This is a genomic window from Lysobacter luteus (assembly GCF_907164845.1).
In the GTDB taxonomy this organism is placed as follows: Bacteria; Pseudomonadota; Gammaproteobacteria; order Xanthomonadales; family Xanthomonadaceae; genus Novilysobacter; species Novilysobacter luteus.
Genome location: NZ_OU015430.1, coordinates 1,040,307 through 1,052,544, shown reverse-complemented (window position 1 = coordinate 1,052,544; position 12,238 = coordinate 1,040,307). Strand labels below are relative to the sequence as shown.

Genomic DNA, 12,238 nt, shown 5'->3' with positions numbered 1-12,238 from the left:
CGCACCGGTCCCGGGCGTGCGGCACCGGCCGTCGAGACCTCGCCGGCGCCGTTCAGCCCGCCGGTGCGGTCACCGCCACGAACTGGGTGGTGCCGCCGCGCGATACCAGCAGCATCACCGTTTCCCCGTCCTTCACCCCGGCCAGCGCCCGGTTGAAGTCGGCGGCACTGGCGACGCTGTCGCGACCGACCTGCAGCACCACGTCGCCGGGGCGTAGGCCGCTCTCGCGCGTCACCCGCGGATCGACCTGCTCCAGCAGCACGCCTTCGCGCGCCTCGATGCCGAGCCGCTGGCGGGTCGCGGTATCCAGGTCGCGCGCGGTGATGCCAAGCGCGTTGGTACCCGCGGGCGCGGTCGCAGCACCGCCGCTGCCGCCCTGGGCGCCGCGTGCCGCCGTGCCGCCCTGTGCACTCTCGGCACCCACCACCAAGTCCAACGACACCTCCTTGCCGTCCCGCAGGACTTGCACGGTCGCCTTGCTGCCGGGCGCCACCGCGCCGACGATCGGCGGCAGGTCGCTGGCGTCGTTGATGCGGGTGCCGTTGAACGCGCGGATCACGTCCATGCGGCGGATGCCGGCCTTCTCGGCGGCGCTGCCGGGCTGCACGTTGGAGACGATCGCACCACGGCTGTCCGACAGCCCCATCGCACGCGCCATGTCCGGGCTGACCGGCTGGATGTTGACGCCGAGCATGCCCCGGCGCACCTCGCCGGTCTCCTTGATCTGCTCGACCGCGTTCATCGCCAGGTCGATCGGGATCGCGAAGCTGACGCCCATGTAGCCGCCGGAATTGCTGAAGATCTGCGAATTGATGCCGACCACCTCGCCGGAGGTGTTGAGCAGCGGCCCGCCGGAGTTGCCGCGGTTGATCGCGACGTCGGTCTGGATGAAGGGGACGTACTGCTGCCCGGCATACGGGTTGGAGCGGCCGACCGCGCTGACGATGCCGGCGGTCACCGAGTGGTCCAGCCCGAACGGCGAGCCGATCGCCACCACCCACTGGCCGGGCTGGAGGCCGCTGGACTGGCCGGCGCGCAGCCAGCGCAGGTTGTCGGCGTCGATCTTCAGCAGCGCGACGTCGTACTGCTCGTCGCTGCCCACGACCTCGGCGCTGAACTCGCGACGGTCAGACGTCGTCACCGTGACCTTGTCCGCACCGCTGATGACGTGGTGGTTGGTCAGGACGTAGCCGTCGTCGGAAATGATGAACCCGCTGCCCAGCGACGTACCACCGCCACCCGGGCCGTCGGGCATGCCCGGCATCGGCATGCCGAACTGCCGGAAGAACTCCTCGAAGCCGGGTGGCATCTGCGAGCGCGGATTGCGCTGGGCGGGTGCTATCTCGGCGCTGATGTTGACCACCGCCGGGCCGACGCGCTCGACCAGGCGGGTGAAGTCCGGCAGCCCGGTCACGATCGGGGCCGCGGTCGGCGGGGTCACCGCCTGCGAGGCTGCCGCGGCGACGGTCGGTGACTGCTGCGCCGTGCAGGCGGCCGGCAGCGCGGCGGCGAGGACGCCCAGCAGGGCAATGGAGCGGATCGGTCGGTTCATGGAATCGGCCTCATTGATGGCTAGTGAACTTCATGCCTGCGCCGGAAGGACGGCGCCAGCGAGCGGATCGTCGACCCGGGCGGGGTCAGTTGCGCGGCCAGTCGGTGGCGGCGTCGCCGGCCACCAGGCCAGGGTCGAGCCGCTCGGGTTCGAACGGATAGAACGAGGGCGACGGTGCGTCGTCATCACCGAAACTGGCGGTGAAGGCGCCACCGCGGGGGTAATCGGGCAGCGCCGCCCGCGGCCACGGCCGGGTCTGGATTTCGCCCTGCGGCAGGAACGGCCGGAGTGCGTCGGTCGTGGACTCGACTGGCTCCATCGACGCGACGGTCAGCGGCGCATCGACCGTGCCCGGCATATCGGACCGGGACTGTGAGGCGACCGCTGCGGCGGCGGCGCTGGAGCGTACCCGCCGCTCGGCGGCGGCGCGGCGTGGCGTCTCGGCCGCCGCCACCGCGGCGCCGGCCAGTGCAATCGAGGCGGGAACCGATGGCGTGGACGGACGGGTCGGCAATCCCCGCTCCGTGCCCTGCTCCGCTGCGTCATTGCCGGACGCAAGCATCGGGGAAGCAGCGGAATCCTGCGTCCCGATGGCGGCTGCGTTGTCGACTGCCGCCGGCGTGACTGTCGCGACACCGGCATCGGGCGACGGCACGGTCGACGGACGAGGCACAAGCAGCGCGGCCAGCGCGACGGAAGCCGCCAGCGCCGCGCCGCCGATCCACCGGCGCCGGTACCCGGCCTGGGCGCTCCTGCCACCCGCCACGGCCCCCACCGGGGATACCTGCAGCGCACCCGCGACCCGGTCGGCGAAACCGGCCGGCGCCATCGCGTCGGCCCGGCCGCGCAACACGTCGCCAGCGAGCTGCCAGCGACCACAGGCCTCGCGCCACTCGTGGTCGTGCTCCAGGCGCTTCAACGCGAACCGCGCGGCATCGTCACGCAGCTCACCGTCGAACAGCGCACTGAGCGATTCGCGGCCGTTGTCGTGATGCGGATGGTTGGACATCAAGGGCTCCGTTACCGGGTGTTGTCCCCGGGCTGGTTGGCTTCGCCTTCCAGCAGGGGACGCAATTCGTTGTCGATGGCCTCGCGTGCCCGGAAGATCCGGGAGCGCACGGTGCCGATCGGGCAGGCCATCCGTTGCGCGATCTCCTCGTAGCTCAGCCCCTCGGCTTCGCGCATGGTGATCGCCTCGCGCAGCTCCTCGGGCAGCCCTTCGACCACGCGCATCACCGTTTGTTCCACCTGGTGGCGCATGAGTTCCCGCTCGGGGGTGTCGTTGTCTCGCAGCCGCGTGGCCGTGTCGAACTGTTCGGCGTCGCCGACTTCGATGTCGTCGGTCGGCGGGCGGCGGTTCTGCGCAACAAGATGGTTCTTGGCGGTGTTCACGGCGATCCGGTGCAGCCACGTATAGAACTGGGCGTCGCCGCGGAAGTTCGGCAGCGCCCGGTAGGCGCGCACGAAGGTGTCCTGGGCCACGTCCTGGCATTCGCTCCAGTCAGCCACGTAGCGACCGATCAACCCGATGATGCGGTGCTGGTACTTGCGTACCAGTGCATCGAACGCGGTGCTGTCGCCTCGCTGCGCACGCCTGACCAGTGCTTCGTCCAACTCCTGGTCCAACCTGTTATCGGCCATTTCGCGCGCCGGCACTCCTGTCAGCTCGGCCACGGCCGAACAATGGGACAACCCTGTCGGGGAAAAGTTCACGCTGCAAGGATTGGGGCGCCGGCCACTGCCCGCAACCGCCAGGGGTCACGCCGCCGCGGGGGCGTGGAAGGCGTTGGCGTCACGCCATTTGACGCCTGTCTAACAACCTCGGGATGATAGCGGCTTGACCCATACCTGAACGGATGGTGCCGCATGGCCTCCCCCGACACCGCCCTGCCGACCCTCGACGGCCTTCGATTGACCCACTGGCGCGCCCAGGCCCGTCCCGACGGCGTCATGGTGGTCGCACTGGACCGCGCGGGCGAATCCGTCAACGCACTGTCGCAGGACGTGCTGATCGAACTCGACAGCGTGCTCGAGCGCCTGGCGATCGACCCGCCCAAGGGCGTCGTGTTCTGCTCGGCGAAGGACAGCGGCTTCATCGCCGGGGCAGACATCAAGGAATTCCAGGGCTTCGACGCCACCGGCAATGTCGGTGGCGCGCTGCAGCGGGGGCAGCAGGTGTTCCAGCGCCTGGCCGAGCTGCCCTGCCCCACGGTCGCCGCGATCCACGGGTTCTGCATGGGCGGCGGCACCGAGCTGGCGCTGGCCTGCGACTATCGCGTCGCCAGCAAGGACGGCTCGACCCGTATCGGCCTGCCGGAAGTGAAGCTGGGCATCTATCCGGGTTGGGGCGGCAGCGTCCGCCTGCCGCGCCTGGTCGGCGCCCCCGCGGCGCTCGACATGATGCTGACCGGCCGCACGCTGTCGGCGAATGCCGCGCGTGCAAACGGGCTGGTCGACAAAGTGGTCGACAAGGCGGTGCTGGTCGACAGCGCAGCGGCGCTCGCGCTCAAGGGGCGGCAGCGCCCGTTCAAGCAGCGCTTCATGGGTTGGGCGACCAACACCTGGCTGGCGCGGCAGGTGATCGCGCCGATGACGCTCAAGCAGGTGTCGCGCAAGGCCCGCAAGGAGCACTACCCGGCGCCATACGCGCTCATCAACACGTGGAAGAACACCGGCGGTGGCACCGCACGCAAGCTGGCCGCCGAACGCAAGTCGGTTGCCAGGCTGGCGTCGACCCCGACCGCGCGCAACCTGATCCGGGTTTTCTTCCTGCAGGAGCGCCTCAAGGACACTGCCGGGCGTGACCACGGCATCAGCCGCGTGCATGTCATCGGTGCGGGTGTGATGGGCGGTGACATCGCCGCGTGGTCGGCCTACAAGGGCTTCGAAGTAACGCTCAACGACCGTGAGCAGCGCTTCATTGACACCGCGATGAACCGCGCCGGTGAGTTGTTCGCGAAGAAGGTGAAGGACGAGGGCAAGCGCCCGGCGGTCGCGGCGCGGCTGAAGAGCGACCTGGCCGGCGAAGGCGCGGCGAGCGCGGACCTGGTGATCGAGGCGATCATCGAGCGCGCCGACGCCAAGCGCGACCTGTACGCGAGCGTCGAGCCGCGGATGAAGCCCGATGCGCTGCTGACGAGCAACACCTCGTCGATCCCACTGACCGAGCTGCGCGAAGGCGTGCAGCGTCCTGGCCAGTTTGCCGGCCTGCACTACTTCAACCCGGTGGCGCTGATGCCGCTGGTGGAAATCGTCCGCCACGACGCCATGAGCGCCGACACCGAGGCGCGACTGGCGGCGTTCTGCAAGGCGATCGGCAAGTTGCCGGTGCCGGTCGCCGGCACCCCGGGGTTCCTGGTCAACCGGGTGCTGTTCCCGTACATGCTCGAAGCGGTGACCGCCCATTCCGAGGGCGTCCCCGGCAAGGCGATCGACCAGGCAGCGGTGAAGTTCGGCATGCCGATGGGCCCGATCGAACTGGTCGACACCGTCGGCCTGGATGTCGCCGCCGGCGTGGGCGCCGAACTGTCGCCCTTCCTCGGACTGCCGGTACCTGCGGCGCTGGCTGGCGGCGCCGAGCCCGGCAAGCGCGGCAAGAAGGACGGCCAGGGTCTTTACAAGTGGGAAGACGGCAAGGCGGTCAAGCCCGAACTGCCGGAAAACTACAAGGCGCCCGACGACCTGCAGGACCGGCTGGTGCTACCGCTGCTCAACGAGGCGGTCGCCTGCCTGCACGACGGCGTGGTGGCCGATGCCGACCTGTTGGATGCCGGCGTGATCTTCGGCACCGGATTCGCACCGTTCCGCGGCGGCCCGATCCAGTACATCCGCGAGACCGGCGCCGATGCGCTGCTCGAGCGCCTCAAGCAGCTGCAGGCCCGTCACGGCGACCGCTTCGCACCGCGCCCGGGCTGGGATTCGCCGAAGCTGCGCTGAGCCTGCTGGCGACGGCGCCCGCGCCGTCGGTCGTCATCCGCGGGATGACGCCATCACATCGTGTGGGTCGGCCGCTCTGAATTGAGCAGGCCGGCCAGCAGCGCCTCGATCTTTCCCTTGACCGACTCGCCCTCGGCGCCATCGCCGAACTGCACGCCGATGCCGGCCGGCCGGTTGCCCTGCGCGCCCGCCGGCGTCACCCAGACCACCTTGCCCGCCACCGGCAGGCGCTCGCTGGACTCGGGCAGGGTCAGCAGCAGGAACACCTCGTCGCCGAGGAAGTAGCGCTTGGGCGTCGGCACGAAGATGCCGCCGTGCTTGATATACGGCATGTAGGCGTTGTACAGCGACGCCTTGTCCTTCACTGCCAGCGACAGGATGCCCTGGCGGGCGCCACCTGCGTTCATGCGTCGATCCCCTGCCTCGTTGGTGCGTGTTTCGGTTCGGCCGCGCGCCAGGCCAGCAGCAGTTCGACGACCACCAGGTCGGCGCGCGCCGTCGTGCGCAGCAGGTCGCGTGCGCGGTTGGCGCGGTCGAACCAGGCCGCCAGACTGCGCGCGCGCAACGGGTCGGTCAAGCCATTGGCGGCGGCCTCGACCGCAAGGTCTGCGGCAAAACGCAACCGCAGGTCGGCGTGTTCGTCGGCAACCCAGCGCTGCGCCGTCGCGACCACGGCAAGCTTGCCGGTCGCGACGGCAGCGAGGTCGGCGCCGACCTCTCGGCGAAGCTCGAGTTCGCCGCCCGACAGCCACGCGTGCGCGAGCCCGGGGTGACCGCGCGCTGCGTCGAGCGCTTCGGCGGCCAACCCGGCCGGGTGGCCCTGCTGCTGCAGCCAGCCAAGCGACTCGGCGCGCGGCGGGAGCCGGAACTCGAAGGTCTGGCAACGACTGCGGATGGTGGCGGGCAAGCGGTTCGGATGGGCGGTCACCAGCCACAGGTACCGACCGGCAACCGGCTCCTCCAACGTTTTCAGCAGCGCGTTGCCGGCGGCCTCGTTCATCGCGTCGACCGGCTCGATGACCGCCACCTGCGCGCCGCCGTACTGGGGGGTCTTGCCCAGCCGCTCCGACAGCCCACGGATCTGTTCGACGGTGATCTGGGTCAATTGCCGGGCGGGCGACGGCGTCTGGCGCCAGGCGTACCCCACGAAGATCGCGTCGGGATGTGCGGGATGGCCATTGGGATGGGCCAGCAACTTGTCCGGGCGCTCCTCCAGCGGGTCACGCTGCGAGCGTGACAGGTAGAGACGGCAGCCGCGGCACTCGCCGCACGGCGCCTCGCCCGGCGCGCGGCCGGTGCACAGCGCCTGTTGTGCCAGCCGCTCGACCACGGCCCGCTTGCCCAGCCCGGCCGGGCCGGTAAACAGCAACGCGTGTCCCAGCCGGCCGGCGTCCAGCGCCGTCGACACCTGGGCGAAGATGCGTTGTTGCCAGGGCGCGAAAGCGGTGTTCACCGCAACGCCTCGCGGTAGGCGCGCAGCAGCGCCACGGCCTGCGTGGCGACCGTTCCGGCGGGCTGGCGCGCATCGACGACGCGGATCCGGTCGGGCTCGGCCTGAGCACGCCCCAGGTAGGCCTCGCGCACGCTTTCGAAGAATTCGTCCGCCTCCGATTCGATCCGGTCCACCCCGCCGCGTCCGCGCGCGCGCTCGAGCCCCACCGCCACCGGCACGTCGAGCAGCAATGTCAGCCCCGGGGTGATGCCGACGACGTTGCGCTCGAGTTCGGCGATGAAGCGCGGGTCACCCCCGCGAGCGGCCCCCTGGTAGGCGAAGCTGGCGTCGGTGAAACGGTCGCTGATCACCCATGCGCCACGGGCAAGCGCGGGCTCGATGGTGCCGCGTACGTGCTGGGCGCGCGCAGCGAACATCAGCAGCAGTTCGGTCTCCGGCGCCGGTGCCTCATGCCCCGCCGCACCGGCAGGCTCAAGCAGGAGTCCGCGGATGCGTTCGGCCAGCGGCGTGCCGCCGGGTTCGCGGGTGCAAACCACCTCCTCCCCGGCGGCCACCAGCGCGTCGCGCAGGGCTTCGAGGACGGTCGACTTGCCCGCCCCCTCGCCGCCTTCCAGCGTCACCAGCCTTGGCCGTACCTGCAAGGTCACTGCGCGTCCCGGGCGTTCTGGCGGTAGTTACGCAGGTACTTGCGCACGTTGGCCTGGTGCTCGGCCAACGTGTCGGCGAACAGGTGGCGACCACTGCCGTCACCGACCGCGACGAAATACAGCGCGGTGCCGTCCGCCGGGTTGGCGACCGCCTCGAGCGCATCCACGCCGGGCATCGCGATCGGGGTCGGCGGCAGGCCGGCGCGGGTGTAGGTGTTGTAGGGCGTGTCGGTGGTCAGATGGCTGCGCCGGATGTTGCCGTCGTAGTCCTTGCCGATGCCGTAGATCACGGTCGGGTCGGTCTGCAGGCGCATGCCGATCTTCAGCCGCCGCTCGAACAATCCGGCGATCTGCGGCCGCTCGGAAGCGATGCCGGTTTCCTTCTCGACGATGGAAGCCAGGATCAGCATCTCGTAAGGGGTCTTCAGCTGCGTGTCCGGATCGCGCTTCTCCCACGCAGCGGCCAGCGCGTGCGCCGAGGCGTCGTAGGCCCGGCGCAGCAGGTCGAGGTCGGAGTCACCGCGGGTGTAGAGGTAGGTTTCCGGCAGGAAGCGTCCCTCGGGATGCTCACCGGCATGGCCCAGGGCTTCCATCAGCGCGGCGTCGTCGAGTTCGCCCGTTTCGTGCTCCAGCGGCTCAGCGGCAGCCAGCGCGGCGCGCAGCTCACGGATGTTCCAGCCTTCGACGATGGTGAAGCGATGCTGGATGGTGTCGCCTCGTCGCATCGCCAGCAGCAACTCGCGCGGGGTGGTGCCTGGGTCGAGCGCGTACTCGCCCACGTGCAGGCTGGACGCCGCACCGAGCTGGCGCGCCAGCAACCGCCATTCGGTCGCCTCGCCCTCGCGCACACCCGCCTCGCGCAACTTGGCCAGCACCACCGGCAGCGAGTCGCCGCGCTCGACCACGATGCTGTCGCCCTTCTCGAGCCCGCCCAGGGGCGCGTCGGCGAATGCGGTGTAGTGCTGCCAGGCCCACCAGCCGGCCGCGGCGGCCGAGACCAGCACCAGCAGGAAGAACAGGCCGAAATGGCTCTTGCGGCTACGACTCACGGCATCTCCGATGCAATCGATGCGAATGCGGGGTGGGCCCGGGCGAGGTCGCGCTGCCACCCAAGCACCTCCGGATGGAGCGGCCAGCGGCGCTCACCGAGCCGCGCGACCGGCAGGATACCGCGCACCGCATTGGTGAGGACGACGGCGTCGGCGGTTTCCACCTCAGCCGGCGCCAGCTCGCGCTGTTCGATCGGGTAATGGTCGAGCAGCCACTGGCGGGTGACGCCGGCCACGCCACAACGTTCGACCGGTGGCGTCGACCAGTGTCCGTCCCGCAACACAAAGAGGTTTGCGGCCGTCGCGCACACCACGTCGCCCGCCATGCTGCACATGAGTCCCTCATCGGCGTCGGCGTCGGAGGCGTCCGGTCTATCCCACTCCGCGCGGGCCAGCACCTGCTCAAGCCGGTTGCCGTGTTTGAGTCCTGCCAGTGCCGGCTGGACGGCCAGCCGGGTGTCGCACCAGCGCAGCGAAATTCCGGCTGGGGCGCAAGGCCGCGGGAGCGGGTGCCGGGACAGGATCCACGTCGGCTCCATCCCGGCCACCGGCGCATAACCACGCCCGCCGCTGCCCCGGGTCAGCTGCAATCGCAGCACCGCGTCCGCACCGTCGAGCAGCCCCCTCGCCTGCCCATGGACCTCGCTCTCCGGCGGCAAGGCGATGCCCAGTCGCCCGCTGCCATGCCGCAGGCGCGCCCAGTGCGCGTCCCACCATGGCACCTCGCCACGGTGCGCGCGCATGGTCTCGAACAGGCTGTCGCCGTAGGCCAACCCGCGGTCGCCTGGCGGGACGGAGCCGCTGCCGCCGGGGCCGAACACCCGCCACGCCGACCCGTTGTCCACCATGCGTGCCATCGGCTATTCCACCCCAAGCGCGCGAAGCATTCCGCGCGCCTTGGCGCGTGTCTCGTCGAGTTCGCGCTGCGGGTCGGAGTCAGCCACGATCCCGGCGCCGGTACGGAACCGCAGCGTGCTTCCCCCCGACGCGTCGTCCTCGACTTCCGCGCTGCGGATCAGGATGTTGAGGTCGAGGTCGCCGTCGCGGTTAAGCCAGCCGAACGCCCCCGTATAGCTGCCGCGCCCGACGCCCTCCAGCTCGGCGATGACCTGCATGCACCGGACCTTGGGGCATCCGGTGATGGTGCCGCCCGGGAACGTCGCGGCGATCAGCTGCCCAGGGGTCACGTCGTCGCGCAGCCGGCCACGCACGTTGCTGACGATGTGGTGCACGTGCGCGTAACTCTCGACGGTCATCAGCTCGTCGACCTCGACGCTGCCAGGTACACAGACGCGCCCGAGGTCATTGCGCTCGAGGTCGATCAGCATCACGTGCTCGGCACGTTCCTTCGGGTGGCCGACCAGTTCGCCGATGCGAGCGCTGTCGTCGTCGCCCGGCGTGCGCGGCCGGGTGCCGGCGATCGGGCGGGTCTCCACCACGTCGCCGCGAACGGAAACCAGCCGCTCGGGCGACGCACTGACGACCGCCCAACCCTCGGCACCGCCAGAGAACAGTCCGGCGAATGGTGCCGGGTTGTTCTCGCGCAGGCGCTGGAACAACGCAGCGGGCGGTAGCGGCTGCTCGAAACACGCCTGCCACCCGCGCGACAGGTTGGCCTGGAATACGTCGCCCGCGGCGAGGTACTGCAGCACCCGCTCGACGCCCCCGGTGTAGCGCGAAGGCGGGTCCTCTGTGAGGGTCGACGGCGGCTGCCACGGCGGCAGCGGGTCGACGCCGGCCGCCGCCGCGTCGCGCTCGATCGTGTCCAGCAGCGCCGCGTGGCCGGGCTCGGCCACGGCGATGCACTCGCCGGTGGTGTGGTCACGCAGCACCGCAGCCGGACAACGGACCGCGAGCGCGACCGGCAGCACGCCGTCGGCAACCGGCAGCCGCAACACCGTCTCGACCTGCGCGGCCAGTTCGTATCCCAGCAGCAGTGCCCACCCGCCCCGGAATGGCCAGCGCGGTTCGTCACGTACCGTCCGCTCGGCGCTCCACGCGCGGTCGAGCGCGTCCAGGAAGCTGCCCTCGACCGGCGTGTCGTGCCGGTCACGCGTCAGTCCGTCGTGCCCGAGCCGAAGTTCGTCGCCATCGGCAACCAGCAGCAGGTCCCAGCGGCCCTGCGCGGTCCCGTGCGCGCTCGATTCGAGCAGCAGCCGGTAGCGCACCGGTGCCTGGCGCTGGAGGGCCAGCAGGTCGACGGGGTCCAGGATCGGACGGGTCAGCAGCATGCGTGTCGGTCGTCCACGGGTCGCGGGTGCACTATCGGAAGGCGCCGCGCCGGAACGTGCACCCGCGCCTGGGGCCGCCCCCCAGGCGCGTCGTCCGCCGGTCAGAGACGGCGGAACACCAAGGTGCCGTTGGTGCCGCCGAAGCCGAAGCCATTGGAGACCGCGACGTCGACCTGCGCCTCGCGGGCCACGTTGGGCACGTAGTCGAGGTCGCAACCATCACCGGCTTCCTCCAGGTTGATCGTCGGCGGGATGACGCCGTGGTGCAGCGCAAGCACCGAGAAGATGGCCTCGGCACCGCCGGCCGCGCCGAGCAGGTGGCCGGTCATCGACTTGGTCGAGCTGACCATCGTCCGGTACGCGTGGTCGCCCAGCGCGCGCTTGATCGCCAGCGTCTCGGCGAGGTCGCCCAGCGGCGTGGAAGTGCCGTGCGCGTTGAGGTAGCCGATCTGGTCGGGATTGATTCCGGCGTCGTTGAACGCCATCGTCATGCAGCGTGCCGGGCCTTCGCCGTTCTCGCTGGGGGCGGTCATGTGGAACGCGTCGGAGCTGGCGCCGAAACCGGCCAGCTCGCAGTAGATGCGGGCGCCACGGGCCTTGGCCCGCTCGTACTCCTCGAGGACGAGGATGCCGGCACCGTCGCCAAGCACGAAGCCGTCGCGCTCCTTGTCCCACGGACGCGACGCCGCGGCCGGGTCATCGTTGCGGGTCGACATCGCCTTCATCGCGCAGAAGCCGCCCATGGATGTCGGCGACGAACCCCGCTCGGCGCCACCGGCGATCATCACGTCGGCGTCGCCGTACTGGATCATCCGCATCGCCATGCCGATCGAATGGTTCGAGGTCGCGCACGCCGAAACGGCGGAGAAATTGGGGCCTTTGATGCCGGTCAGCAGCGAGACCTGGCCCGGCAGCATGTTGATGATCGTGCTGGGAACGTAGAACGGCGAGATCTTGCGCGGACCACCCTCGTTGAACTTGATGGTCTGCTCCTCGATGCCGAGGATGCCGCCGATGCCCGACCCGATCAGCGCGCCGATGCGCTCGGCGTTGGAGTCGTCGACCACCAACCCGGCGTCTTCCATCGCCATCATCGACGCGGCGACGCCGTAGTGGATGAAGGGATCCATCTTGCGGGCGTCCTTGGCCGACACCCAGCGGGTGACGTCGAAGTCGCGCACCTGGCCGGCGATCCGGGTCGTGAACGCCGACGCATCGAAGTGCGTCACCGGGCCGATGCCGGAGCGACCGTTGACGATGCCGTCCCAGCTGCTGGCCAGGTCATTGCCCAGCGGCGAAACGATGCCGAGGCCGGTGACCACCACGCGTCGGTTGAAGGCAGGACGATTGGACATGGATGACTCCACTTG

11 protein-coding genes are annotated in these 12,238 nt (G+C 70.3%); 1 reads left to right on the top strand and 10 read right to left on the bottom strand.

Features of this window, described 5'->3' with window-relative positions; genetic code table 11:
• Window positions 1–52: 52 nt before the first annotated feature.
• The 3 genes from KOD61_RS04925 to rpoE all read right to left on the bottom strand — a co-directional run bounded on the left by KOD61_RS04925 (window position 53) and on the right by rpoE (window position 3,193).
• Window positions 53–1,552: a Do family serine endopeptidase gene (locus KOD61_RS04925; RefSeq protein WP_215219926.1), complete on the bottom strand. Its 1,500-nt coding sequence runs from the start codon at window positions 1,550–1,552 to the stop codon at window positions 53–55.
• A gap of 85 nt (window positions 1,553–1,637) precedes the next feature.
• Window positions 1,638–2,561, bottom strand: a complete 924-nt coding sequence (locus KOD61_RS04920; protein WP_215219925.1) for an RseA family anti-sigma factor — start codon at window positions 2,559–2,561, stop codon at window positions 1,638–1,640.
• 11 nt (window positions 2,562–2,572) lie between these two features.
• Window positions 2,573–3,193, bottom strand: a complete 621-nt coding sequence (gene rpoE, locus KOD61_RS04915; RefSeq protein WP_215219924.1) for an RNA polymerase sigma factor RpoE — start codon at window positions 3,191–3,193, stop codon at window positions 2,573–2,575.
• A gap of 225 nt (window positions 3,194–3,418) precedes the next feature.
• On the opposite strand from rpoE, the gene KOD61_RS04910 reads away from it, so the two are divergent.
• Window positions 3,419–5,488, top strand: a complete 2,070-nt coding sequence (locus KOD61_RS04910) for a 3-hydroxyacyl-CoA dehydrogenase NAD-binding domain-containing protein (RefSeq protein WP_215219923.1) — start codon at window positions 3,419–3,421, stop codon at window positions 5,486–5,488.
• A gap of 53 nt (window positions 5,489–5,541) precedes the next feature.
• Here KOD61_RS04910 and KOD61_RS04905 read toward each other — a convergent pair whose 3' ends face one another.
• From KOD61_RS04905 to fabF, 7 genes are all read right to left on the bottom strand, one after another.
• Window positions 5,542–5,895, bottom strand: coding sequence for a PilZ domain-containing protein (locus tag KOD61_RS04905; protein WP_215219922.1), 354 nt, complete (start codon window positions 5,893–5,895; stop codon window positions 5,542–5,544).
• Complete coding sequence (locus KOD61_RS04900) at window positions 5,892–6,941, bottom strand: DNA polymerase III subunit delta' (protein ID WP_215219921.1); 1,050 nt, start codon at window positions 6,939–6,941, stop codon at window positions 5,892–5,894. Before KOD61_RS04900 ends, KOD61_RS04905 begins: the two co-directional genes overlap by 4 nt.
• Window positions 6,938–7,588, bottom strand: a complete 651-nt coding sequence (gene tmk, locus KOD61_RS04895) for a dTMP kinase (RefSeq protein WP_407074568.1) — start codon at window positions 7,586–7,588, stop codon at window positions 6,938–6,940. The genes KOD61_RS04900 and tmk overlap by 4 nt, the downstream gene beginning before the upstream one ends.
• Window positions 7,585–8,637: an endolytic transglycosylase MltG gene (gene mltG / locus KOD61_RS04890; protein WP_251370665.1), complete on the bottom strand. Its 1,053-nt coding sequence runs from the start codon at window positions 8,635–8,637 to the stop codon at window positions 7,585–7,587. The genes tmk and mltG overlap by 4 nt, the downstream gene beginning before the upstream one ends.
• The gene (pabC, locus tag KOD61_RS04885; RefSeq protein ID WP_215219920.1) at window positions 8,634–9,494 is read right to left on the bottom strand and encodes an aminodeoxychorismate lyase; all 861 of its coding nucleotides are present in this window, start codon (window positions 9,492–9,494) and stop codon (window positions 8,634–8,636) included. The genes mltG and pabC overlap by 4 nt, the downstream gene beginning before the upstream one ends.
• Window positions 9,495–9,497: 3 nt before the next feature.
• On the bottom strand, window positions 9,498–10,868 hold the full coding sequence (locus tag KOD61_RS04880; RefSeq protein WP_215219919.1) for an aminodeoxychorismate synthase component I: 1,371 nt from the start codon (window positions 10,866–10,868) through the stop codon (window positions 9,498–9,500).
• Between the two features lie 101 nt (window positions 10,869–10,969).
• Window positions 10,970–12,223 (bottom strand): beta-ketoacyl-ACP synthase II, encoded by a 1,254-nt coding sequence (gene fabF, locus KOD61_RS04875; protein ID WP_215219918.1) that lies wholly within the window; start codon window positions 12,221–12,223, stop codon window positions 10,970–10,972.
• Window positions 12,224–12,238: the final 15 nt, after the last annotated feature.